At 57.3% G+C, this 23,734-nt stretch carries 20 protein-coding genes; 14 read left to right on the plus strand and 6 right to left on the minus strand.

All coding sequences use genetic code 11. From position 1 onward, the window contains the following. Positions 1–122: 122 nt before the first annotated feature. On the minus strand, positions 123–974 hold the full coding sequence (gene ispE / locus OGV67_RS09515; RefSeq protein WP_058669241.1) for a 4-(cytidine 5'-diphospho)-2-C-methyl-D-erythritol kinase: 852 nt from the start codon (positions 972–974) through the stop codon (positions 123–125). After that, on the minus strand, positions 971–1,594 hold the full coding sequence (lolB, locus tag OGV67_RS09520; RefSeq protein WP_058669240.1) for a lipoprotein insertase outer membrane protein LolB: 624 nt from the start codon (positions 1,592–1,594) through the stop codon (positions 971–973). The genes ispE and lolB overlap by 4 nt, the downstream gene beginning before the upstream one ends. Positions 1,595–1,856: 262 nt before the next feature. Between lolB and hemA the strand changes: the two genes are divergently transcribed. The 6 genes from hemA to kdsA are packed head-to-tail and all read left to right on the plus strand — an operon-like array spanning position 1,857 to position 7,161. Further along, positions 1,857–3,113: a glutamyl-tRNA reductase gene (gene hemA, locus OGV67_RS09525; RefSeq protein WP_047463424.1), complete on the plus strand. Its 1,257-nt coding sequence runs from the start codon at positions 1,857–1,859 to the stop codon at positions 3,111–3,113. Positions 3,114–3,153: 40 nt separating this feature from the next. Further along, positions 3,154–4,236 (plus strand): peptide chain release factor 1, encoded by a 1,083-nt coding sequence (gene prfA / locus OGV67_RS09530; RefSeq protein WP_012132158.1) that lies wholly within the window; start codon positions 3,154–3,156, stop codon positions 4,234–4,236. After that, complete coding sequence (prmC, locus tag OGV67_RS09535; RefSeq protein ID WP_115614749.1) at positions 4,236–5,069, plus strand: peptide chain release factor N(5)-glutamine methyltransferase; 834 nt, start codon at positions 4,236–4,238, stop codon at positions 5,067–5,069. The genes prfA and prmC overlap by 1 nt, the downstream gene beginning before the upstream one ends. Then, a complete protein-coding gene (gene sirB2, locus OGV67_RS09540) occupies positions 5,066–5,458 on the plus strand; it encodes an invasion regulator SirB2 (RefSeq protein ID WP_012132160.1) in 393 nt (130 codons plus the stop codon). Before prmC ends, sirB2 begins: the two co-directional genes overlap by 4 nt. Positions 5,459–5,461: 3 nt before the next feature. Then, a complete protein-coding gene (gene sirB1, locus OGV67_RS09545) occupies positions 5,462–6,271 on the plus strand; it encodes an invasion regulator SirB1 (protein WP_012132161.1) in 810 nt (269 codons plus the stop codon). Positions 6,272–6,306: 35 nt separating this feature from the next. After that, on the plus strand, positions 6,307–7,161 hold the full coding sequence (gene kdsA / locus OGV67_RS09550; RefSeq protein ID WP_012132162.1) for a 3-deoxy-8-phosphooctulonate synthase: 855 nt from the start codon (positions 6,307–6,309) through the stop codon (positions 7,159–7,161). 105 nt (positions 7,162–7,266) lie between these two features. Here kdsA and chaA read toward each other — a convergent pair whose 3' ends face one another. Then, the gene (chaA, locus tag OGV67_RS09555) at positions 7,267–8,367 is read right to left on the minus strand and encodes a sodium-potassium/proton antiporter ChaA (protein ID WP_012132163.1); all 1,101 of its coding nucleotides are present in this window, start codon (positions 8,365–8,367) and stop codon (positions 7,267–7,269) included. 271 nt (positions 8,368–8,638) lie between these two features. On the opposite strand from chaA, the gene chaB reads away from it, so the two are divergent. Together chaB and OGV67_RS09565 are read left to right on the plus strand one after the other, a co-directional pair. After that, positions 8,639–8,869: a putative cation transport regulator ChaB gene (chaB, locus tag OGV67_RS09560; RefSeq protein WP_012132165.1), complete on the plus strand. Its 231-nt coding sequence runs from the start codon at positions 8,639–8,641 to the stop codon at positions 8,867–8,869. Between the two features lie 168 nt (positions 8,870–9,037). Further along, positions 9,038–9,733, plus strand: a complete 696-nt coding sequence (locus tag OGV67_RS09565) for a gamma-glutamylcyclotransferase (RefSeq protein ID WP_286465449.1) — start codon at positions 9,038–9,040, stop codon at positions 9,731–9,733. A 30-nt stretch (positions 9,734–9,763) separates the two neighbouring features. Here OGV67_RS09565 and OGV67_RS09570 read toward each other — a convergent pair whose 3' ends face one another. The 3 genes from OGV67_RS09570 to OGV67_RS09580 all read right to left on the minus strand — a co-directional run bounded on the left by OGV67_RS09570 (position 9,764) and on the right by OGV67_RS09580 (position 12,518). After that, positions 9,764–10,009, minus strand: coding sequence for a DUF1883 domain-containing protein (locus tag OGV67_RS09570; RefSeq protein ID WP_012132167.1), 246 nt, complete (start codon positions 10,007–10,009; stop codon positions 9,764–9,766). A 210-nt stretch (positions 10,010–10,219) separates the two neighbouring features. Beyond that, complete coding sequence (locus tag OGV67_RS09575) at positions 10,220–12,004, minus strand: methyl-accepting chemotaxis protein (protein ID WP_115614750.1); 1,785 nt, start codon at positions 12,002–12,004, stop codon at positions 10,220–10,222. Between the two features lie 160 nt (positions 12,005–12,164). Then, positions 12,165–12,518: a DsrE/DsrF/TusD sulfur relay family protein gene (locus OGV67_RS09580; protein ID WP_049010651.1), complete on the minus strand. Its 354-nt coding sequence runs from the start codon at positions 12,516–12,518 to the stop codon at positions 12,165–12,167. A 73-nt stretch (positions 12,519–12,591) separates the two neighbouring features. Here OGV67_RS09580 and nasR point away from each other — a divergent pair, with 73 nt between their 5' ends. The 6 genes from nasR (at position 12,592) to OGV67_RS09610 (ending at position 23,656) form a co-directional block, all read left to right on the plus strand. Then, positions 12,592–13,788: a nitrate regulatory protein NasR gene (gene nasR, locus OGV67_RS09585; protein WP_081353188.1), complete on the plus strand. Its 1,197-nt coding sequence runs from the start codon at positions 12,592–12,594 to the stop codon at positions 13,786–13,788. A gap of 240 nt (positions 13,789–14,028) precedes the next feature. Next, a complete protein-coding gene (locus OGV67_RS09590; protein ID WP_071258433.1) occupies positions 14,029–15,288 on the plus strand; it encodes a CmpA/NrtA family ABC transporter substrate-binding protein in 1,260 nt (419 codons plus the stop codon). Between the two features lies 1 nt (position 15,289). Beyond that, the gene (gene ntrB, locus OGV67_RS09595; RefSeq protein WP_115614751.1) at positions 15,290–16,171 is read left to right on the plus strand and encodes a nitrate ABC transporter permease; all 882 of its coding nucleotides are present in this window, start codon (positions 15,290–15,292) and stop codon (positions 16,169–16,171) included. Between the two features lie 10 nt (positions 16,172–16,181). Continuing rightward, positions 16,182–16,970: an ABC transporter ATP-binding protein gene (locus tag OGV67_RS09600; RefSeq protein WP_012132175.1), complete on the plus strand. Its 789-nt coding sequence runs from the start codon at positions 16,182–16,184 to the stop codon at positions 16,968–16,970. Between the two features lie 9 nt (positions 16,971–16,979). After that, on the plus strand, positions 16,980–21,047 hold the full coding sequence (gene nirB / locus OGV67_RS09605; protein WP_115614752.1) for a nitrite reductase large subunit NirB: 4,068 nt from the start codon (positions 16,980–16,982) through the stop codon (positions 21,045–21,047). Next, complete coding sequence (locus OGV67_RS09610; protein ID WP_200003522.1) at positions 21,044–23,656, plus strand: nitrate reductase; 2,613 nt, start codon at positions 21,044–21,046, stop codon at positions 23,654–23,656. The genes nirB and OGV67_RS09610 overlap by 4 nt, the downstream gene beginning before the upstream one ends. The last annotated feature ends 78 nt before the right edge of the window (positions 23,657–23,734 follow it).

Raw genomic sequence — 23,734 nt, forward strand, 5'->3', positions numbered from 1 at the left:
GTGGATAGAATCTGCCGAAAACTGTGCGGGCCAGGCAATATCCTATCCAGGCGGTGTATTAAAGAGCGCGATGCAACGTCTGGAACAGGGTGACGTTGTCACCGAAACTCAGCTTGCCCGGCTTAAAGCATGGCTTTTTGCAATGGAGAGAGGTTGACACCCTTCGCCACAAACGCATTGAGCCATTCCGGGGCTTGCTTAAGCACCTGACGAGCAGCGGATTCTGTATCGAATTCAGCAAAGACACAGGCCCCTGTACCAGTCAGGCGCGACGGCGCGTATTCTAACAGCCAGGAAAGCGCCGCATCAACCTCGCGAAAACGTTTTCTTGCGATAACCTCGCAATCATTGCCGAATTCACATTTTAATAACGTTTCTATTGACCTTTTTGGCGTGTTGCGCGGTAATTCGGGGTCCTTGAAAATAACCGGCGTGGGGATGCTTACTCCAGGGTGGGCAACCAGATACCACTTCTCCGGCGGGTCTACCGGCGTCAGGATTTCACCCACGCCCTCGGCGAAGGCCGCATGTCCACGGACAAACACCGGGACGTCTGCGCCCAGCGTTAAGCTTGTTTCCGCCAGTTCATCGACCGATAATCCGCACTGCCAGAGATGATTCAGCGCCACCAGAACGGTCGCCGCATTGGACGAGCCGCCACCCAGACCGCCGCCCATGGGCAAACGTTTCTCGATGCTGATATCCGCGCCGCTGCCTGCGGGCAAACGCCCGTGGGCGGACGCTGTCTTCATCAGCAACCGCGCCGCGCGGACGATCAGATTGTCGTCATTTTCGACGCCCTCGACAGGCGTCAAAAGATGAATTTCGCCGTCGCCGCGCGGCGTAATGCCGATCGTGTCGCCGTAATCAAGAAACTGGAACAGCGTTTGCAATGTGTGATAACCGTCCGCACGCTGTCCGGTGATGTATAAAAACAGATTCAGTTTTGCCGGAGATGGCCAGTGGGTCATCATTTTACAATCCAGTTATCCATCTTCAGTTTGATGCGCTGACTGCCGTCAGAGAGTTCCATATTTGCCGGCATGGCGGGCTGCGTTTTACTGTCGTATCCGCTGTATACCACTTTCCAGTTTTTACCGTCCTGACGGTAGTTCACTTCGCTCAGGCGGTACTGGTCGTCGAGGGTGTAATCGGTGGCGTCGCCCGGCAGACCGAGAATCCACTGGCGTAAGCTGTTAAGCGGAATGGGCATCCCGGTCAGCTTGCCGATCATCTCTTCGGCGTCGTCGGCGGTGTAACGCTGCCCTTTATTATCGACCAGTTGCACATTGCCCGGCTGGGCGTTCAGCTCCAGTTCGGTGCTGCCCAGCGGATTGGTCAACAGCAGACGGTAGCGATCCTGACCGGTTTGCTGCCAGAAGAAGCGGGCATACACTTTCTGATCGTCGGAGATATAAGCAAACGCGCCACGCGTCTGATACTGATTCAACTTGCGCACGTCCTGCTGATGCTGACGCCACTGAGGGGAGTCGGGACTTTTGCCAGGACCTTTCGGCGCATTGATCGTACAGGCGGTGAGGACCAGGCTAGCCAGCGGGAGCAGGCGGATCAGGCGAAAATCAGGCAGGGTCATAGTGATGACGAATCCTTGTAATACGGTGCGATAATTGCCTGATGGCGCTATGCTTATCAGGCCGACAAACTGAACCCGTCGGTTGGTTGCAGTTATAACCCTTAATGCTAGCGCTGACCGGGTACATCGTCTACGTTCACGTTATCTTAATTTAAACAGTAAGCTATTACTCCAAAAGGAGGCTGTCTCTTTTATTGACCACGAGCATCCTGTATGATGCACCCAGTCTAACCTTATCAACGCTGGTACTATTCCCGCACACATGACCCTTTTAGCGCTCGGTATTAACCATAAAACGGCACCTGTATCGCTGCGAGAACGCGTAACGTTTTCGCCAGATACGCTCGATCAGGCGTTGGACAGCCTGCTTGCGCAGCCGATGGTGCAGGGCGGCGTGGTGTTGTCGACGTGCAACCGTACTGAGCTGTATCTCAGCGTTGAAGAACAGGATAACCTGCAAGAGGCGCTGATTCGTTGGTTATGTGATTACCATAATCTCAATGAAGACGACCTGCGCAATAGCCTCTACTGGCACCAGGACAACGACGCCGTCAGCCATCTGATGCGCGTCGCCAGCGGGCTGGACTCGCTGGTGCTGGGCGAACCGCAAATTCTCGGTCAGGTGAAAAAAGCGTTTGCGGATTCGCAAAAAGGCCATCTGCATGCCAGCGCGCTGGAACGCATGTTCCAGAAATCGTTTTCCGTCGCCAAACGCGTACGCACCGAAACAGACATCGGCGCCAGCGCCGTGTCCGTTGCTTTTGCCGCCTGTACGCTGGCGCGTCAGATTTTCGAATCCCTCTCCACGGTGACGGTGTTGCTGGTCGGGGCGGGTGAAACCATTGAACTGGTCGCGCGCCATCTGCGTGAACATAAAGTACAGAAAATGATCATCGCCAACCGCACCCGCGAACGCGCGCAAGTGCTGGCGGATGAAGTGGGAGCCGAGGTTATTTCGTTGAGCGACATCGACGAACGTCTGCGGGAAGCCGATATTATTATCAGCTCAACCGCAAGTCCGTTGCCGATTATCGGCAAAGGGATGGTGGAGCGCGCATTAAAAAGCCGCCGTAACCAGCCGATGCTGTTGGTGGACATTGCCGTGCCGCGCGACGTGGAGCCGGAAGTCGGTAAACTGGCGAATGCCTATCTGTACAGCGTTGATGACCTGCAAAGCATCATTTCGCATAACCTGGCGCAGCGTAAAGCGGCGGCAGTGGAGGCCGAAACGATTGTCGCGCAGGAAGCCAGCGAATTTATGGCCTGGCTGCGCTCGCAAAGCGCCAGCGAGACCATCCGCGAATACCGTAGTCAATCAGAGCACATACGCGATGAACTGACAGTTAAAGCGTTGGCAGCCCTTGAACAGGGCGGCGACGCGCAAGCCATTTTGCAGGATCTGGCATGGAAACTGACCAACCGCCTGATCCATGCACCAACTAAATCTCTTCAACAGGCTGCCCGTGACGGGGATGACGAACGCCTGAATATTCTGCGCGACAGCCTCGGGCTGGAGTAGCAGCACACCAATCTATTTTTTACAGGGTGTATTTACGCCTATGAAGCCTTCTATCGTTGCCAAACTGGAAGCCCTGCACGAACGCCATGAAGAAGTTCAGGCGCTGTTGGGTGATGCGGGAACCATCGCAGACCAGGAACGCTTTCGCGCGCTGTCGCGTGAGTATGCGCAATTAAGCGATGTTTCTCGCTGTTTTACGGACTGGCAACAGGTTCAGGATGATATCGAAACGGCACAGATGATGCTTGACGATCCTGAAATGCGCGAGATGGCGCAGGATGAACTGCGCGAAGCCAAAGAAAAAGGTGAACAACTGGAGCAACAGTTGCAGGTTCTGCTGCTGCCAAAAGATCCCGATGACGAACGTAACGCTTTCCTCGAAGTGCGCGCCGGAACAGGCGGCGATGAAGCCGCGCTGTTCGCAGGCGATCTGTTCCGCATGTACAGCCGTTACGCTGAAGCGCGTCGCTGGCGAGTAGAGATCATGAGCGCCAGTGAAGGCGAGCATGGCGGCTATAAAGAGATCATCGCCAAAATCAGCGGCGATGGCGTTTACGGGCGACTCAAGTTTGAGTCCGGCGGCCATCGCGTTCAGCGCGTTCCGGCGACCGAATCGCAGGGGCGTATCCACACGTCCGCCTGTACCGTCGCCGTTATGCCGGAACTGCCGGAGGCCGAACTGCCGGATATTAACCCGGCTGATTTACGTATCGACACCTTCCGCTCTTCGGGCGCGGGCGGTCAGCACGTTAACACCACCGACTCCGCAATTCGTATTACGCACTTACCGACCGGTATTGTGGTGGAGTGCCAGGACGAACGTTCACAGCATAAAAACAAAGCGAAGGCGCTGTCGGTGCTTGGGGCGCGCATCCATGCCGCAGAAACGGCGAAGCGTCAGCAGGCTGAAGCCTCAACCCGGCGTAACCTGTTAGGCAGCGGCGACCGCAGCGATCGCAACCGTACCTATAACTTCCCGCAGGGTCGCGTGACGGATCATCGTATTAACCTGACCCTCTACCGTCTGGATGAGGCGATGGAGGGGAAACTGGACATGCTCATTGAGCCGATTGTTCAGGAACATCAGGCCGACCAACTGGCGGCGTTGTCCGAGCAGGAATAATGGATTACCAGCACTGGTTGCGTGAGGCGATAAGCCGCTTACAGGAGAGTGAAAGCCCCCGACGTGATGCCGAGATTTTGCTGGGCCACGTTACCGGTAAGGCGCGCACCTTTATTCTGGCATTTGGCGAAACGGCACTGACCGACACGCAGTGTGAGCAACTGGCGCAGTTGCTGGCGCGTCGTCAGCGCGGCGAACCGATCGCACACCTGACTGGCATGCGCGAGTTCTGGTCACTGCCGCTGTTTGTCTCGCCCGCTACGCTGATTCCGCGCCCGGACACCGAATGTCTGGTCGAGCAGGCGCTGGCGCGTCTGCCTGATTCGCCGTGTCGAATTCTCGACCTCGGCACCGGAACCGGCGCGATTGCGCTGGCGCTGGCGACAGAGCGACCGGACTGCGAGGTCACGGCGGTAGACCGTATGCCGGACGCCGTGGCGCTGGCTGGCCGTAATGCGCAACATCTGGCGATTCACAATGTTCGCATACTGCAAAGCGACTGGTTTGCGGCGTTGCCGGGGCAGCAATTTGACATGATCGTCAGCAACCCTCCGTATATTGATGCGCATGACCCCCATCTCGCGCAGGGCGATGTGCGTTTTGAACCGCTGTCGGCGCTGGTCGCAGACGATAACGGCATGGCGGATATCACGCACATTATCGCGCAGGCGCGCCATGCGCTGGCGCCGGGGGGGTATCTGTTGCTGGAGCACGGCTGGCAGCAAGGGGCGGCGGTCAGAACCGCGTTGGCGCAGGCAGGGTATGTTCAGGTTGAGACCTGCCGTGATTATGGCGACAACGAACGAATCACGCTTGGGCGGATCGCGCCATGAATACATTTACGCTGCTGCTGGGCATCCATCTGACCAGCGTTACGCTTTCCGTTAGCCTGTTCGTGCTGCGTTTCTGGTGGCGCTATACTCGCCATGCGCTGGCATCCGCACGCTGGACGCGGGTTGTCCCGCCGATTATTGACACCGTTTTGCTGCTTAGCGGAGCGGGGTTGATCATAAAAACGCACATCCTGCCATTCACCGAACAGGGGACATGGCTGACTGAGAAGTTGTTTGGCGTTATCATCTACATCGTTTTGGGTTTTATTGCGCTTGATTATCGTCAGGCGCGCAGTCAGCAGGCGCGCGTTATCGCCTTCCCGCTGGCGCTGGTGGTGCTGTACATCATCATTAAACTCGCCACCACAAAAATACCGTTACTGGGGTAAGTCATGAGGTCGTTAGCTGATTTCGAATTTAATAAAGCGCCACTGTGCGATGGGATGATCCTGGCATCGGAATCGATCCGCCTGGATTTTCCGACGCAAGCGGTCTATGACGAACTGGAACGTCTGGCCAGTCTGGCGCATGAAGAAATTAGCCAGCTCCTGTCTCAGGATGAGCAACTGGAAAAATTGCTGGCACTTTTTTATGGCGAGTGGGGGTTCAGAGATACCCACGGCGTCTACCGTCTTTCTGATGCATTATGGCTCGATCAGGTTCTGAAAAACCGCCAGGGGAGCGCGGTATCGTTAGGCGCAATCTTATTGTGGCTGGCTCACCGGCTGGGTCTCCCATTGGTGCCGGTCATTTTCCCGACCCAGTTGATTCTGCGTATTGAATCGCTGGAGGGGGAAATGTGGCTGATCAACCCATTTAACGGCGAAACGCTCGATGAGCATACGCTGGAAGTCTGGCTGAAGGGCAATATTAGCCCGGTCGCTGAACTGTTTAACGAAGATCTGGATGAGGCGGATAACGCTGAGGTCATTCGCAAGTTGCTGGATACGCTGAAATCTTCCTTGATGGAAGAGCGGCAAATGGAACTGGCGTTGCGCGCCAGCGAAGCGTTACTGCAATTTAACCCGGAAGACCCTTACGAGATCCGCGACCGGGGCCTGATTTATGCGCAACTGGAGTGTGAACATGTTGCGTTGACGGATTTAAGTTATTTTGTTGAACAGTGTCCAGAAGACCCGATCAGCGAAATGATTCGTGCGCAGATTAATACCATTGCGCACAAGCAAATTGTTTTGCATTAATTAATCGACATTTTACCCATGGTTAAGGCGATCCTATGAAACAAAAAGTGGTTAGCATTGGCGACATCAACGTGGCAAATGACCTGCCGTTTGTGCTGTTTGGCGGTATGAACGTGCTGGAATCACGCGATCTGGCGATGCGTATCTGTGAACACTACGTAACCGTGACCCAGAAGCTGGGTATTCCTTATGTGTTCAAAGCCTCTTTTGATAAAGCCAACCGTTCCTCTATTCACTCTTACCGTGGCCCGGGTCTGGAAGAAGGGATGAAGATTTTCCAGGAACTGAAACAAACGTTTGGTGTGAAAGTGATCACCGACGTTCATGAAGCCAGTCAGGCGCAGCCTGTCGCTGACGTGGTGGATGTCATTCAGCTTCCGGCATTCCTCGCTCGCCAGACCGACCTGGTGGAAGCGATGGCAAAAACCGGCGCGGTCATTAACGTGAAAAAACCGCAGTTCGTCAGCCCTGGTCAGATGGGCAATATCGTGGACAAATTCCACGAAGGCGGCAACGATAAAGTGATCCTGTGCGATCGCGGTGCGAACTTCGGCTACGACAACCTGGTTGTTGATATGCTGGGCTTTAGCGTGATGAAGAAAGTTTCCGGTAACTCGCCTGTTATTTTCGACGTCACTCATGCGTTGCAGTGCCGCGACCCGTTTGGCGCCGCGTCCGGCGGTCGTCGCGCGCAGGTTACCGAACTGGCGCGCGCCGGTATGGCGGTAGGCCTGGCCGGTCTGTTCATTGAAGCGCACCCGGACCCGGAGCATGCGAAATGTGATGGTCCGTCCGCGCTGCCGTTAGCGAAGCTGGAACCGTTCCTGAAGCAAATTAAAGCGATTGACGATCTGGTGAAAAGCTTCGGTGAGCTGGATACCGAACACTAAGCGGGAATGATGTGTGCCGGATGGCGTCTGACGCCGTATCCGGCCTACAATAAACGCGGTTTCGTAAGCCCGGTAAGCGTAAACGCTACCGGGCTTTTTTGTCCGTCAGGCAAAAATGGTCATCAGGTAAGCGATAAACAGAGCCAGATGCGCCGCGCCGTTCAACACATTGGTTCGCCCGGTCGAGAAGGAAATGTGGCACAGCACCAGCGAGGCCACCATTACCACCATCTCCGGGGCGCCCAAACCGAAGAGCAGGTCATTTCCGGTGGCCCATGCAATCAGCGTCACCACCGGTACGGTCAGAGAGATGGTTGCCAGTACCGAACCAAAGAACAGGTTCATGGCTCGCTGTACCTGGTTATTCAACACCGCTTTCAGCGCGCCCAGTCCTTCAGGGGAGAGGATCAGCAAGGCCACGAGGAAACCGGTAAATGCCACTGGCGCATTCAGTTCGGTTAACAGTGTCTCCAGCGGATTGGCGTTCATTTTCGTCACGGCGATAACGGCAATCAGATGTACGATCAGCCATACAGCGTGCCAGATGTTGCTGTGCGCGGACGGTTTGCCGTGGTGCGGGTCATCGTCATCACTTTCATCTTCATGCTCGTAAACGAATAAACTCTGGTGCGTTTTCGTCTGAATCAGCAGGAAAACGCCGTACATCGCGGCGGAAATAAGCGCCACTAACAGCGCCTGAGCCGTAGTAAAATTCGCCCCTGGCAACGCCATAGGGAAGACCAGCACGATAATCGCCAGCGGAAACAGGGCAATTAAATACTGTTTAATGCCAAACAGGTTCATATATTGCGTGGCGAATTTACGACCGCCAAGCAGCAGAGAAAAACCGACCAGTCCGCCAGTTACAATCATGATGATTGAATAGAGCGTATCGCGCATCAGCGTTGGCGCGGCGTCGCCGGTGGCCATCAATGCGGAAATTAAACTCACTTCCAGAATAACGACAGAAAGACTTAAGATAAGGGAACCGTAAGGTTCGCCGAGTCGGTGCGCTAATACATCCGCATGGCGGACAACGCTGAAAGCGCTGCTTAAAATACCAATAAGGGCAAGTATATTAATACCGATGACCACTGGTAGTGACTGACTGCTTCCCCATAAGAACAGCACCACCAGTGCCAGAACCGGGAAAATAAGCGAGGTCTCCTTGTGGCGGGTTTTCACCGCCTCATGTGCGTGTGTCATTATGATTCTCCATCTCCGCAGGTGTTTTTAATTATAAATGTATTAAAGATTGTAAAAAATAACAGAAATCGCGGCTTCATCATTGTGTTTTTACGTAATTTTACGGCATGGGCTATTTTTCCCCGCAGAGTGAATAAAAAAGTACGTCTTGTTTAGAGAGTATATGAATAACAGTGGGTTAGTGACAAATAAAAAGTAAAATAGCACCCGACTGGCGAGACAAAACATTGTTGACCACACTAAAGGTTTACAGCAAAAAGAGGAGTCAGCAATGCCTTATAAAACGAAAAGCGATTTGCCGGAAAGCGTTCAGAATGTGCTGCCTGCGCACGCGCAGGATATCTATAAAGAGGCGTTTAATAGCGCCTGGGAACAATATAAAGATAAAGCGGACAGACGTGACGACGCCAGCCGGGAGGAGACCGCGCATAAGGTTGCCTGGGCTGCCGTCAAAAATGATTACCAAAAAGGGGATGATGATAAGTGGCATAAAAAGCGCTGATCGTCTTCGTGCCAGACCAGGCAAATGATGCGCGTTGAGCGTCTGTTGCCTTGCAAGCGGCGATTGAATTGCATATTGTCCTGTTAGTGGTTTCAAAATGAGCAGTTAAAATGCCCGGAAGGCGTCAAAAAAGTGTTGCAGGGAAGTTTGCAGTGGCGGAGGTGTAAGGTGTTAACGCGTGATTTTTTACTGAATGCCGATTGTAAAACGGCGTTTGGCGCTATTGAAGAATCACTACTTTGGTCAGCAGAACAACGGGCCGCTTCACTGGCGGCGACGCTTGCCTGTAGGCCCGATGATGGACCGGTGTGGATCTTCGGTTATGGATCGTTGATGTGGAATCCGGCGTTAGAATTTGACGAGTCCTGTACCGGTACGCTGGTCGGCTGGCACCGGGCGTTTTGTCTGCGTCTGACGGCAGGGCGTGGAACGGTGTGCCAGCCCGGACGGATGCTGGCGCTGAAAGAGGGCGGGCGAACTACTGGCGTGGCTTATAAACTGCCGGAGAGCGCGCTGGAGCAGGAGCTGACGCTGCTGTGGAAGCGGGAAATGATTACCGGCTGCTATCTTCCCACCTGGTGCCAGCTGGCGCTGGATGATGGCCGGACGGTCAATGCGCTGGTGTTTATTATGGACCCGCGGCACCCGCTGTATGAGTCGGATACTCGCGCTCAGATTATCGCGCCGCTGATCGCTGCCGCCAGTGGGCCGTTGGGCACCAACGCGCAATATCTGTTCTCGCTGGAACAGGAGCTTGCCAGACTGGGGATGCGGGACGATTGTCTGAACGATCTGGTGGCGAAAGTCAGAGGCTTGTTAGGCGAGAATCAGCCGGAAAGGGGATTCAACCCCGGATTTGCCTGAGCGTTGCCCCTGAATCCAGGGGCAAAAACATCAGGCTGCGATATAACTGATGGAGTGTTCCAGTGACTGGCTGTGGCTGTCGATCAGCACGTTCCAGACACCGGTGTACGGTACGGTCAGCCAGGCATTATCACGGTTCTGCACGCTTAAAATATCGGTCTGCGTGTCTTTGACGTGTTTTTTCTCGCTCATTAAATGGATGTGGCAGCGTTCAGAACAACGCACTATCACCGTATCCCCACCAAACAATTTCAAACTTGCTTTCACTAATGCCATTTTTCACCCCGTTCTTGAAAACAACGTACTCCCTTGTGGAAGTGCTGCGTGATGTTGTTCACATTTCACTCACTGCATAACACCAAAGGGTGAGCTCACGGATGCTGATTTTGATCAAAAAATGGCATAACCATTAAACAAAAATGACAAAATGCCTGAAAATCATTGAAAGGGCGTGGTAACTTTCGACAAAAACACGCCCTTATAAGATTAAATTCGGAAATGCCCGGCAGTTTCAGCCAGCTCGCCTGCCTGGCTCTGCAAGGCGCCTGCGGCAGCGGCAGACTGCACCACCAGTTCAGCGTTCTGTTGCACCATGCGATCAAGGTGGTTCACGGAGTGATTTATTTCCTGAATGCCTTTCATCTGCTCACTGGTGGCGATGCTGATTTCATGCATGATGCCGGAGACATGGCCGATGCTGGACAGGATCTCCTGCATACTTTCTCCGGCCAGATGAACATAACGTGAACCTGTCGCGACGCTGGTGGTTGTGGAGTCGATCAACGATTTAATCTCTTTTGCCGCCTGCGCGCTGCGGCTGGCAAGGTTGCGCACTTCACCCGCGACAACGGCAAACCCGCGGCCTTGCTCTCCCGCCCGGGCGGCTTCGACCGAAGCATTCAGCGCCAGAATATTGGTCTGGAACGCAATGCCGTCGATCACGCTGGTGATATCGCCGATTTTCGCCGATGCCCCTTCAATGGATTGCATTGTCGTGATTGCCTGCGAGACCACGTCGCCGCCGCGCGTGGCGGCCTGTGAGGCTTTTTGCGCCTGATCGTTGGCTTCGGCGGCAGATTCCGTGGACTGGGCGACCGACGCGGTGATTTGCTCAACGGCGCTGGCGGTTTCACGCAGGCTGGAGGCGGCCTGCTCGGTACGGCCTGAAAGGTCGCGGTTACCGGCGGCAATCTCCTGCGCGGCCATTTTCACCGAGGCGCTGGCATCGCGTAGCTGTACCATTACCACGGACAGCTTATCGCTAAAACCGTTAAACGCCCTGGCGATTTGCGCGACTTCGTCCGTGCCGCTGTCCGGCAAACGTTGAGACAAATCGTTCGTCCCGTTGGCAATGGCATGCATCGCGTCGCGAATCGTGGACAGACGCTTCATCAGGCGAGCCACCAGAAGGTGCATCACTGCGCCGCCCGCGAGAACCAACAGTAGCAGGGACAGGGTGGACGCCTTCAGCAGCGCCAGCATGCCGGAGGTTGCCTCTTTTTCGTCTAACGCCACGACCAGCCACCAGTGGGTTCCTTGCACCGGCGTCGCCAGCAGCGTTTTACTACTCTCGCCGATCAGCGCCTGAACAGGGTGTCCGCTTTTTACCTGATTGAAATCCACGCCGCTGACGACCTGCGCGAAAGGTTTCATCGTCAGCGCCGGATCGTTGGCGGCGATGAGCGTTCCGTTTTGGTCGAGCAACATACCGCTGCTGGCGGGCGTCGGTCGAATACCGTGTACATTCGCCACGACGGCATCCATCGCGACATCACCGGCGACTACCGCTTTCAGTTCGCCGTTCTCTTTCACCGGAACGGCGAACGTTACCACCAGCTTACCGGTTCCGGCATCAACATAGGGGGCCGTAACGACGGCGGCGTCAGCGTTGACAACCTGTTGATACCAGGGACGTGACGTCGGATCGAAATCTGGCGGTATGCCTGCCGGATCGGAAAATTTTGCTGTTTTGCTGGCATACCCGACATAGATATTCGTAAAGCCGCCGCCCAGCGCCATTTGACGAAATACCGGCACCGGATCGTCGGTTAGCGCCGCCTGCTGCAACGAGGAAATCATATTCATTTTGCTGCTAACCCAGTCGGCAATCGCCAGACTGTGGCTGGCGCTGGTACTGGTGAGCGTATCCTGCTGCGCTTGTTGGTTATCGAGACGCGTTACCTGAAGGTTAATCAGCGTGTTAAGGAGGAGGGCGACAACCAGACATCCCGTTGTCGCCGCAATAATACGGGCGCGAATTGAGCTGAACATAGTATTTCCTTCAGTGTGGTATTGGAAATCCTATCGGCTACCGGGCGGCGAATCTTGAGGCTGCAACCGCGTCCATAAGAAAATAGTATCAGCAGGGCTAAACGCGCGTTAAGCGCTAATGAAGGTGCGCGGAAACCAGGGGCAATTCCCGCGCCTGGGATCAGAAGGTCAGAACTTTATCCGCCGCCAGCGTCCACTGGGCCAGTTCGACCAGCGTACCGACTTCCACGCCGTCAATGAGCGGCAATGTGGTGATTCCCCGCCCGTCGGTACAGGTTTTACACAGTTTCACCGGGACGTTCTGCGCGGTCAGGATCTCCAGCATTTGCTGGATATTGTAACCTTCCGCAGGCTTCTGTCCGCGTAATCCTGCGGTGACGGCATCCGACATTAAAAATAAACGCAGGTCGAGGTCGCCGGCCTGTTCACGTAGCGCAATGGCCAGACGCAGGCTGTTAAATAACGCTTCGCTACCGTATGCCGCACCGTTTGCGACGATCACTATCTTTTGCATTTTGACTCCTGTTGTCAGGGGGGCATGGATATTGCTTGTAGTACGGGTAGACCTGTTACCCGGGAGAGCAACGATGATGACGAATATGGAAAGCCGCCCCGGCGCCACCCAATGGTTTCATTATGCGCGCCAGCTTGAGAATACGCAGCTTCGCCAACTGGCGCAGTCAGGGAAGCTGGTGTCCCGGATTAGCCATCTGGTGCATATGCTACAGTGCGAACGCGGCGCATCCAACATCTGGTTGTGTTCCGCAGGGCAACTTTATGGGCCGGAGATACGCGCCAGCCGCGCGCTGGTGGACGAAGAACACGCCCGGTTGCAGTCCCTGTTGCAGGAGATGAGGCCGATGGCGAACAGCGCGCTCTGTCATCGCATCGCCGGGGCTGTCTGGTGTCTGGAGCAGTTGCCGCAGTTGCGCGAAGCGGTCAGTGGACGGCATAGCGATGCGCCACAGGCGATGGATCAGTACAGCCGAACGCTGCGCCACCTGCTAAGCATTGTGCCGCAGCTTAACGACAACATCGACCATCCCCACATCGCCGGAGGGATGGTCGCGCTGTACAGCTTTATGCAGGGTAAGGAGCTGGTGGGGCAAGAGCGGGCGCTGGGGGCGATAGGGTTCACGCAAGGGGCGTTCAGCCACGAGATGCGACAGGAACTGGTGGATCGCATTGACGGACAGCAGCTCTGCTTTGACACCTTTATATCGCTGGCGTCACCGGCGGTGGTTCACGCATTTCGCCAACAGTGCGAAGCGGAAGCCGCTATCGAACAGTGGCGCCGCCTGGCCTGTACGCGCCAGCCTGCGCCCGATAAGGGCGAAAGCGCTTTACGCTGGTTCACGCTCCAGACGCAACGGCTGGAGCAACTGCGCAGCATCGAGGAGATGCTGATCGCCGAGTTAATGTCTGCGGTGGAGCGTCGTCTGGCGCAGGATGAGACAACGTTGCCGCTCGCCAGCTGGCTGGATGATGCCACCGACGATACGTTCTCATTGCGCCGGGATAAGCAGTTGCTGCTGGTTGTGCGGCAACAGGCGCGGGAACTGGAGCAGCTCAGCGGGCAGCTGGCGTCGCTACAGGATGCGCTGGAGGAGCGAAAGGTTATTGATAAAGCCAAATATGTGCTGATGCATCACCAGAATCTGTCTGAAGAGCAGGCCTGGCAGTCGCTGCGCAAAATGGCGATGGACAAGAACCAGCGGATGGTGGACATCGCGCGTGCGCTGCTCACGGTGAAATCGCTCTGGCAGGTGACAACCAAAGGGTAGCTGCACAACGGCTGGGCATCGCGTGCCAGATTCGGGTGCAAGCGCGTTCGCGTACCGCCTGAAAAGCGGCGGGATAAGGGCATGTTGATGTTGGCATCTGAATTGCAATACTGAAATGGTAAAAGAGTTCTGAAAACAGTTTAGCGGCAAACCAACGACGGTTTGCGCGCGTTTGGGATAAAGGCGTCCTGCAATGCTTCGGCATTGCCGGGCGCTTTTTTTTTGCAATGGGGAGCATGTATGGGTGACAGGTCTGTTTCATTGACGCGACGTCGATTATTGCAGGCAGGGGCCGCGATGGGCGGGGCGCTGCTGGTGCCCGGTTTGATGCAGTCCGTGTGGGCGGCAGGGTCGGACAAACCCGAACTTGAAATTGTCAGAGTCGGCTTTATTCCGCTCACCGACTGCGCTCCGCTGATCATCGCCGCGTTGAAAGGGTTTGATAAGAAATACGGCATTACCCTCGTGCCGACCAAAGAGGCCAGTTGGGCGGCGGTGCGCGACAAACTCGTTTCCGGCGAACTGGACGCGGCGCATGTGCTGTATGGCCTGCTCTATGGTCTTGAGCTTGGTATCGCCAGTAAGCCGCAGCCGATGGCGAACCTGATGACGCTAAATCAGAACGGGCAGGCAATCACGCTGTCGACGGCGCTCCAGGAGAAAGGCATTACCGACGCTGGCGGATTGAAAAACATGATCGCCGGACAAGCGCCCGGCACTTACACCTTTGCGCATACCTTTCCGACCGGAACGCATGCGATGTGGCTCTATTACTGGCTGGCCAGCGCGGGGATTAACCCGTTCTCTGATGTCCGAATGGTCGTCGTGCCGCCGCCGCAAATGGTGATGAACATGCGTATTGGCAACATGGTGGGCTTTTGCGTCGGTGAGCCGTGGAATGCCCGCGCGATTAATGATCGCATTGGTTTTACCGCCACGACCTCGCAGGCCATCTGGCCCGATCACCCGGAAAAAATCCTGGGAACGCGCCGTGACTGGGTCGAACAGCATCCAAACACCGCCAGAGCGCTGGTCAGCGCGGTACTGGAGGCGGCGCGCTGGATCGACGCCTCAGTGGAAAACCGACGCGAAACCGCACAAATATTGGCCCGTCGCGCCTGGCTTAACACCAAAGAGCAGTACCTGACAGGACGTATGTTGGGCGAGTACGACAACGGCGCAGGGCATCGCTGGCAGGACGCGCACGCCATTCGTTTTTATCACGATGCGGAAGTGAGTTTTCCGTGGCATTCCGACGGGATGTGGTTCCTGACGCAGTTTCGTCGCTGGGGGCTGCTCAAGGACGCGCCGGATTATAACGCCATCGCCGCCCGGATTAACCGCACGGACATCTGGCGGGACGCCGCCGCAGCGGTAGGCGGCATCACGCCGCCTTCTCAGCTGTTACGCACCAGCACCCTCATGGATGGTTCCGTATGGACCGGGCGGGACCCCGAACGTTACGCCAACAGCTTCACTCTCCATCATCAAGGGGCCTGACATGAAAACAGTACAAAACGTGCAAAGACGCATTCCTGAACCCGCCGCCGGTGAAGTGATTACGCTGCCGCCCGTTACGGTGCGCAGGCGTAATCCGCCGCTGTCGCATCTGATGCGAACGCTGGCGCAGCGAACCGTTCCCGCATTGCTGGGGCTGGCGCTGCTGGTGGTGGGCTGGCAACTGGCGGCCATTAACAGCAAAGGCTTCCCGACGCCGCTCAGCACCCTTGATTCCGCGCTGACGCTGTTTGCCGACCCGTTTTATAACGGTGGGCCTAATGATATGGGGATTGGCTGGAATGTGCTGGCGTCGCTACAGCGTGTGGCGATTGGTTTTGGGCTGGCGGCGCTGGTGGGTATCCCGCTTGGCTTCCTGATCGGCCGGTTCACCTTTTTCTCGCGCATGTTTACCCCGCTGATCGCGCTGCTGCGACCGGTCAGCCCGCTGGCCTGGTTGCCAATTGGCTTGCTGCTGTTTCAGAAAGCGGAACCGGCATCAAGCTGGACCATTTTTATCTGCTCTATCTGGCCGATGGTGATCAACACCGCCGAAGGCGTGCGCCGCATCCCACAGGATTACCTTAACGTTGCCCGTGTCCTGCAACTCCCGGAATGGACGGTGATGCGCCGTATTCTCTTTCCGGCGGTTCTGCCTGCGGTGCTGACCGGCGTGCGCCTGTCTATCGGCATCGCCTGGCTGGTGATTGTGGCGGCGGAAATGCTCACCGGCGGCCTCGGCATTGGCTTTTGGATCTGGAACGAGTGGAACAACCTCAATGTGGAAAACATTCTCATCGCTATCGTCATCATCGGCGTGGTTGGCCTGCTGCTGGAGCAGGGCTTAATGCTGGTGGCGCGTCGTTTTAGCTGGCAGGAAAAATAAGGGGAACATCATGAAACCGTTAATTCAGGTACAGGCCGTCAGTCAGCGTTTTTCTACCGCCAGCGGCGAATTTCTGGCGTTGCAAAACGTCTCTTTCGACATTCATGAAGGTGAAACCGTCAGCCTTATTGGGCATTCCGGCTGCGGGAAATCGACGCTGTTGAATCTGATTGCCGGAATTACGCTCCCTACCGACGGGGGGCTTATTTGCGACAACCGGGAAATCGCCGGGCCGGGGCCGGAAAGGGCGGTGGTCTTCCAGAATCACTCGCTGCTGCCGTGGCTGACCTGCTTCGATAACGTTGCGCTGGCGGTTGATCGGGTCTTTCGCCGCACGATGGGGAAAACAGAACGTCGGGAATGGATTGAACACAATCTTGAACGGGTGCAAATGGGGCACGCTATGCACAAGCATCCGGGAGAAGTGTCCGGGGGGATGAAGCAGCGCGTCGGCATCGCCCGGGCGCTGGCGATGAAACCCAAAGTGCTGCTGATGGATGAACCGTTTGGCGCGCTGGACGCCCTGACGCGCGCGCATTTGCAGGACACGGTGATGCAAATCCAGCAGTCGCTCAATACCACCATTGTGTTGATTACCCATGATGTGGATGAAGCGGTGCTGCTCTCCGATCGCGTGCTGATGATGACCAACGGCCCGGCGGCGACGGTAGGCGACATTTTGCCCGTCACGCTTCCTCGCCCGCGTAATCGCGTGCAGCTGGCTGACGACAGCCGATACCACCAGTTGCGCCAGCAGATTCTTCACTTCCTCTACGAAAAGCAGCCGAAGGCGGCGTAGGGAGGCGGTATGACGCAGCGACTGGTCATTATCGGCAACGGGATGGCCGCCACCCGTCTGGTGGAGGCGCTGCTGGCGCGGGCGCCGCAGGCCTTCACGATAACCGTGGTGGGGGAAGAACCGCGGCATGCGTATAACCGCATTCAGCTTTCGCCCGTACTGGGCGGCGAAAAGCGCTTTGCGCAGACGCTGCTGCATCCGCCTGAGTGGTATCAGCGCCACGGCGTCACGGTGCTGACGGGGGAAGCCGTCATCGCCGTTGACGCGATAGCGCGTACCGCCACCACCACCGGTCGAACGCTGGCGTGGGATGCGCTGGTGTTTGCCACCGGCTCGGTTCCGTTTATTCCGCCGATCCCCGGCGCTGATTTACCCCATGTGCATGCTTTTCGCACGATTAACGATGTGGACAGCATCCTGCATGGCTGCGGGCCGGTTGTCGTGCTGGGCGGCGGTGTGCTTGGCGTCGAGGCGGCCGCCGCGCTGCGACTAAAAGGTGACAATGTCACGTTAATTCATCGCGGCAATCGGTTCATGGAGCAACAGCTTGATGAGCAGGCCGGGGAACTGCTGGCGGAACACCTTAACGCACGCGGGATTGACTGCGTGCTGTCGTCCGGTATCGACAGGATTACGCCTGATGACGTCACGTTGACGAACGGTTGCGTGCTGTCTGCAACGCGCGTGGTGATTGCCACTGGCGTAAAACCCAATACGGCGCTGGCGCTGGCAAGCGGGGTGCCCTGTCAGCGTGGAATTGTGGTGGACGGGCAACTGCGCACGGCGGTGGCGGGGATCAGCGCGATAGGCGAGTGCTGTGAAATCGACGGTCAGACCTGGGGGCTGGTCGCGCCCTGTCTGGCACACGCGGAGGTGCTGGCGGCTCGCCTGGCGGGAACCCCCGGCGCTGATTTTCACTGGCAGGACAGCGGTACGCGTCTGAAGGTGACGGGCATCGATCTGTTCAGCGCCGGGGAGGTAAACGCCACGGCAGGTGATGATCTGCTGCGCACATTTGACCCGCTGAGCGGCCATTACCGTCGTCTGCTGATCCGCAATGGACGGTTACAGGGAGTGCTGCTGATGGGCGATTGCCGCAGCGCCGCACCGTTGACTGATTTGCTGGCGCAGGCTGCGTCGGCGAATCCTGACTGGTTATTCGACAGATTTGATACGCAGCCTGCGGCTGCAGGACAGGTGACTATGACAAAACCCACGTTGGCTGTTGTTGGACACGGTATGGTTGGCCACCATTTTCTTGAGCAATGCGTTAGCCGCAATCTGCATCTTGACTATCAGATTGTGGTCTTTGGCGAAGAGCGTTATGCCGCCTATGACCGCGTTCATCTGTCGGAGTATTTCGCCGGGCGCAGCGCAGAATCGCTCTCGCTGGTGGAAGGCGATTTTTTTGCCCGCCACGGTATTGAACTGCGGTTGTCGCAATGCGTTACGACGATCGATCGGGATGCCCGCGTTATTCGCACCGCCAGCGGACATGAAACGCACTGGGATAAACTGGTGCTGGCAACCGGATCATATCCCTTTGTTCCGCCGGTGAAAGGCGGTGATTCGGCGGAATGTTTCGTCTATCGCACGCTGGACGATCTGGATGCTATTGCCGCGAAGGCAAAACACTCTCGCCGTGGGGTGGTGATTGGCGGCGGGCTGTTGGGGCTGGAGGCGGCGAACGCCTTGCGGCAATTAGGGCTGGAGACGCATGTTGTCGAGTTCGCGCCATCGTTAATGGCGGTTCAGCTTGATAACGCTGGCGCGGCGATGCTGCGCGAAAAAATCGAGGCGCTGGGCGTGAGCGTGCATACCTCGAAATCCACTGCGGAAATTGTCTCTACCCCGCAAGGGTTACAGTTGGTGTTTACGGATAGTGAGCGTCTGGAGACGGATATGGTGGTGTTTTCTGCCGGTATTCGCCCGCAGGATGCGCTGGCGCGCGGCGCCGGACTTCGTATCGGAGAACGCGGCGGGGTGTGTATTGATAACCACTGTCTGACCTCTGACGCGGATGTTTTTGCCATCGGTGAATGTGCGCTCTGGGACGGCAGGGTGTTTGGGCTGGTTGCGCCGGGCTACCAGATGGCGCGCGTGGCGGCAGCGCAGTTGGCCGGTGAAGATGCGGCGTTCAGCGGGGCGGATATGAGCACCAAACTCAAATTACTGGGGGTGGATGTGGCCTCGTTCGGCGATGCGCAGGGGCGCACGCCAGGCGCGCAAAGCTACCAGTGGACGCATGGCCCGGAGCAAATCTACAAAAAAATTGTGGTCAGCGCGGACGGCAAGACGCTGCTGGGCGGCGTGCTGGTGGGTGATGCGGCGGATTACGCCACGTTATTGCAAATGATGCTTAACGGTATGGCGCTGCCCGGACAGCCGGAATCGCTGATTTTACCTGCTTTGGCGGGCAGCGCGCCGAAAGCGTTGGGCGTTGCGGCATTACCGGACAGCGCGCAAATATGCTCTTGTCATAACGTCAGCAAGGCAGACATTTGCCAGGCGGTCAGCGCGGGCGCAACGGAGATGGGCGCAATCAAGCAGTGCACCAAAGCGGCAACCGGCTGCGGTGGGTGCAGCGCGCTGGTGAAACAGGTGATGGAGTTCCAGCTGGCGGCACAGGGCGTGGAGGTTAAAAAGGATATCTGCGAACACTTTGCGTACTCGCGACAGGAGATTTACCACCTGGTGCGGGTGAACCGCATCCACACCTTTGAGCAGTTGATTAGCCGCTATGGTCGCGGGCATGGTTGTGAGATTTGCAAACCGCTGGTGGGCTCGGTGCTGGCCTCCTGCTGGAATGAGTATCTGCTAAAACCTGCGCATCTGCCGTTGCAGGACACCAACGATCGTTATTTTGCCAATATCCAGAAAGACGGTTCGTATTCCGTCGTACCGCGCATGGCGGCAGGCGAGGTGACGCCGGATGGGCTGATCGCCATTGGCGAAATCGCCAAACGTTATCAGCTCTACAGCAAAATTACCGGCGGGCAGCGTATCGACTTGTTTGGCGCGCGCCTCGAACAACTGCCGGATATCTGGCGCGATCTGGTTACCGCCGGTTTTGAAACCGGGCACGCCTACGGGAAGTCGTTGCGCACGGTGAAATCCTGCGTCGGGTCAACCTGGTGTCGCTATGGCGTTCAGGATTCAACCGGTCTGGCCGTCACGCTGGAGAACCGCTACAAGGGACTGCGCGCCCCGCACAAAATCAAAATGGCGGTCTCCGGCTGTACCCGCGAGTGTGCCGAAGCGCAGGGGAAAGACGTTGGCGTGATCGCCACCGATAAGGGCTGGAACCTGTATGTCTGCGGAAACGGCGGTATGAAGCCGCGTCATGCGGATCTGTTCGCCAGCGATCTGGATGACGCCACGCTGATTAAATTCGTGGATCGCTTCCTGATGTTCTATATCCGTACCGCCGATCGCCTGCAACGCACCAGCACCTGGATGGATAATCTTGAAGGGGGCATCGACTATCTGCGCGAGGTGGTTATACACGACAGCCTGGGTATCGGCGACGAGCTTGAACAGGAGATGGCGCGGATTGTGGAAACATACCAGTGTGAATGGCAAACCACGCTAAACGATCCGCAGCGTCTGGCGCTGTTCCGCTCCAGCGTGAACGGCGACGAACCGGATGAAGCCGTAGCACGCCAGATGCTACGTGGACAGCCGCAGCTGGCGAAACCGGCGGCGCCAGCGAGAACCATCCTGCCGACAAAACCCTGGCAGGAGGTTTGTCAACTGGAGGAGATCCCCGAGCAGGCGGGCATTGGCGCCCGTTTAGGCAACCTGCAAATTGCGCTGTTTCGCTTTGGTCAGACGATTTACGCCCTTGATAACCATGAACCCGGCAGCGACGCAAACGTGCTTTCCCGGGGAATCCTGGGGGATGCAGGAGGTGAGCCCGTTGTCATTTCGCCGCTCTACAAACAGCGTATTCGCCTGCGCGATGGTCGGCAGTATGACAGCGGTGAGCCCGTTGTGCGCGCCTGGCCGGTGAAAGTCGAAGCAGGCAAGGTATGGGTCGGGAATCAGGCGCTACTGCTGCGCGCGGAGGCGTCATGAATGAAACCCGGACAACGTGCCCTTACTGCGGCGTCGGCTGTGGGGTGATCGCCCGCGTCAGCGAACAGGGCGTCACGGTTCAGGGCGATCCCGCTCACCCGGCCAATTTTGGGCGACTGTGTGTGAAAGGCGCCGCGCTGGGGGAAACCACCGGACTGACCGGACGGTTATTACACCCGCAGGTTAACGGTGAAACGGTAAGCTGGCAGCAGGCGCTGAACACGGCGGGCGAGCGCCTGCGCAGCATCATCGCGCAATATGGCCCAACGTCGGTGGCTTTCTACGCCTCGGGACAACTGCTGACGGAAGACTACTATGCGGCGAATAAGCTGATGAAGGGATTTATCGGTGCGGCCAATATCGATACCAATTCGCGCCTGTGCATGTCGTCAGCCGTTACGGGCTACAAACGCGCGTTTGGTGCGGATGTGGTGCCATGCAGCTACGAAGATATAGAGCGCAGCGATCTGGTGATTCTGGTCGGCTCGAACGCGGCGTGGACGCATCCGGTGCTCTATCAGCGCCTGGTGCAGGCGCGAAAAGAGAACCCGTCTATGAAAGTGGTGGTGATTGATCCCCGGCGCACCGCCACCTGTGATATTGCGGATATGCACCTGGCTCTGACGCCCGGCAGCGATGGCGGGCTGTTTGTCGGGCTGCTGCACGCCATCGCGACAAGCGGCGAACATGACGTCGATTTTGATGATGCGCAGGCGGCGTTTGCCCGCGCCAGCCGCTGGCCTGTTGAGCGAGTCGCGCAATTTTGTGGTCTGGAACCCGCGGAAATCCGCCGGTTTTATGATGGTTTTCTGACCGCGCCGCGCGCAATCACCCTTTACACGATGGGGATTAACCAGTCCGCCAGCGGCAGTGATAAATGCAATGCGATCATTAACGTACACCTTGCCAGCGGTAAATACGGGCGGGAAGGCTGTGGACCCTTTTCGCTGACCGGACAGCCAAATGCGATGGGAGGGCGTGAAGTCGGCGGGCTGGCGACACAGCTGGCGGCGCACATGAATTTTGAGCCGCAGGATCTGTCGCGGGTTGCCCGTTTCTGGGGCACGGAGCGGCTGGCGCAGACGCCAGGGTTGATGGCGGTGGATCTGTTCGACGCTATCGCGCGCGGCGAGGTGAAGGCGGTGTGGATCATGGGCACGAATCCGGCGGTATCGCTGCCGGACACTCATGCCGTCTGTCAGGCGCTGTCTGCCTGCCCGTTGGTCATTGTCTCGGAGGTGGTGGCCGATACCGATACCAGTCGACTGGCGCATATCCGGTTTCCGGCGCTGGCCTGGGGGGAGAAAAACGGCACCGTCACCAACTCTGAACGGCGCATCTCGCGTCAGCGCGCATTTTTAACTGCCCCCGGCGAGGCCAGAGCAGACTGGTGGATTGTCGCGCAGATGGCGAAACAACTCGGCTTTGGCGAGGCATTCGCCTGGCAGGATGCGTGGGATGTCTTTCGGGAGCACGCTGCGCTGTCGGGGTTTGAAAATGACGGCGACCGCGCGTTTGATATTGGCGCGCTGGCGGATCTGAACTGCGCGGCGTGGGATGAAATGGCGCCTGTCCGCTGGCCGGTCAGCCGTCACCACGGAGCGCTGGACCTGGCTCGCGGCTGGCATCGCAATAAGCGTCTGCGGCTGGTGCCCGTTGAACCGGAGGGCATGAGAACGCGCTGTGACGCGCTCTATCCGCTTATTTTAAACAGCGGCCGCCTGCGCGATCAGTGGCACACCATGACCCGAACCGGAACGGTGGTTCGGCTTATGCAGCACATTAGCGAACCGATTGTTGAGGTTTCACCGTCCGATGCCGCCCGTTTCCACCTGGTGGATGGCGCATTTGGCCGTATCAGCTCTTCGCGCGGGGTAATGGTCGCCAGAGTGGTGATTCAGGCCGGCTTGCGGGAAGGGACGGCGTTTACGCCGATGCACTGGAATAATCGCTTTGCCCGGCAGGGAAGGGTGAATGCGCTGGTCGCGCCCGTCTGCGATCCTCAATCAGGGCAGCCGGAGAGTAAACAAACGGCGGTACGCATCACGCCGTGGCAGCCGCGCTGGCAGGGGGAGCTGTTCATCCGCGAAGAGATAACCTTTCCTCCTTTTGTTCACTGGTGGCGTAAAGCGGCGGAAGGCGTGGCGCGTTTCACTCTCGCAAGCGATCGTGACGATCGCGACTGGTTGCTGGCGATGTGCCGCGAACAGCACTGGCAATTGCAGACCGCGCAGACGCCGCAGGGGCTGAATATTCTGGCCTGGCAGGCGGGACAATTAATGCTGGGGTTCTGGTCAGATGCGATAAAACCCGAAACAGACGATGCGGCGGTGATTGCCGCGTTCCGCCATCCGCCGGAAAACGCCCCTGAACGGCATGGCCTGTTGAGTGGCAAACCGGGCGGCGGGATGCCCGACCAGGGACGCATTATCTGTAGCTGCTTTAGCGTGGGGGAGTGTGCTATTCAGCAGGCTATCGCACAAGGGTGCGACTCCGTTCAGGCGCTGGGCAAAACATTACGCTGCGGCACCAACTGCGGCTCATGCGTACCGGAGCTGAAAGCGCTGCTGGCGCAAACGGCATCCGCCGGAAGCCTGGGATTCTCCTGAAAATGCGATAAAGGGCTGCAAAACGCGGATGGAAACGTTATGGTTTTAGTTAAGTGTGAGATTTCATTCGTTTAATGT

Source organism: Citrobacter sp. CK188, from assembly GCF_030333525.1.
GTDB classification, from domain to species: domain Bacteria; phylum Pseudomonadota; class Gammaproteobacteria; order Enterobacterales; family Enterobacteriaceae; genus Citrobacter_B; species Citrobacter_B koseri.

Excerpts from the sequence above, each read along its gene's own strand:
- ispE (WP_058669241.1), bottom strand. The coding sequence starts at position 974 with ATGATGACCCACTGGCCATCTCCGGCAAAACTGAATCTGTTTTTATAC.
- lolB (WP_058669240.1), bottom strand. The coding sequence starts at position 1,594 with ATGACCCTGCCTGATTTTCGCCTGATCCGCCTGCTCCCGCTGGCTAGC.
- hemA (WP_047463424.1), top strand. The coding sequence starts at position 1,857 with ATGACCCTTTTAGCGCTCGGTATTAACCATAAAACGGCACCTGTATCG.
- prfA (WP_012132158.1), top strand. The coding sequence starts at position 3,154 with ATGAAGCCTTCTATCGTTGCCAAACTGGAAGCCCTGCACGAACGCCAT.
- prmC (WP_115614749.1), top strand. The coding sequence starts at position 4,236 with ATGGATTACCAGCACTGGTTGCGTGAGGCGATAAGCCGCTTACAGGAG.
- sirB2 (WP_012132160.1), top strand. The coding sequence starts at position 5,066 with ATGAATACATTTACGCTGCTGCTGGGCATCCATCTGACCAGCGTTACG.
- sirB1 (WP_012132161.1), top strand. The coding sequence starts at position 5,462 with ATGAGGTCGTTAGCTGATTTCGAATTTAATAAAGCGCCACTGTGCGAT.
- kdsA (WP_012132162.1), top strand. The coding sequence starts at position 6,307 with ATGAAACAAAAAGTGGTTAGCATTGGCGACATCAACGTGGCAAATGAC.
- chaA (WP_012132163.1), bottom strand. The coding sequence starts at position 8,367 with ATGACACACGCACATGAGGCGGTGAAAACCCGCCACAAGGAGACCTCG.
- chaB (WP_012132165.1), top strand. The coding sequence starts at position 8,639 with ATGCCTTATAAAACGAAAAGCGATTTGCCGGAAAGCGTTCAGAATGTG.
- OGV67_RS09570 (WP_012132167.1), bottom strand. The coding sequence starts at position 10,009 with ATGGCATTAGTGAAAGCAAGTTTGAAATTGTTTGGTGGGGATACGGTG.
- OGV67_RS09575 (WP_115614750.1), bottom strand. The coding sequence starts at position 12,004 with ATGTTCAGCTCAATTCGCGCCCGTATTATTGCGGCGACAACGGGATGT.
- OGV67_RS09580 (WP_049010651.1), bottom strand. The coding sequence starts at position 12,518 with ATGCAAAAGATAGTGATCGTCGCAAACGGTGCGGCATACGGTAGCGAA.
- nasR (WP_081353188.1), top strand. The coding sequence starts at position 12,592 with ATGATGACGAATATGGAAAGCCGCCCCGGCGCCACCCAATGGTTTCAT.
- OGV67_RS09590 (WP_071258433.1), top strand. The coding sequence starts at position 14,029 with ATGGGTGACAGGTCTGTTTCATTGACGCGACGTCGATTATTGCAGGCA.
- ntrB (WP_115614751.1), top strand. The coding sequence starts at position 15,290 with ATGAAAACAGTACAAAACGTGCAAAGACGCATTCCTGAACCCGCCGCC.
- OGV67_RS09600 (WP_012132175.1), top strand. The coding sequence starts at position 16,182 with ATGAAACCGTTAATTCAGGTACAGGCCGTCAGTCAGCGTTTTTCTACC.
- nirB (WP_115614752.1), top strand. The coding sequence starts at position 16,980 with ATGACGCAGCGACTGGTCATTATCGGCAACGGGATGGCCGCCACCCGT.
- OGV67_RS09610 (WP_200003522.1), top strand. The coding sequence starts at position 21,044 with ATGAATGAAACCCGGACAACGTGCCCTTACTGCGGCGTCGGCTGTGGG.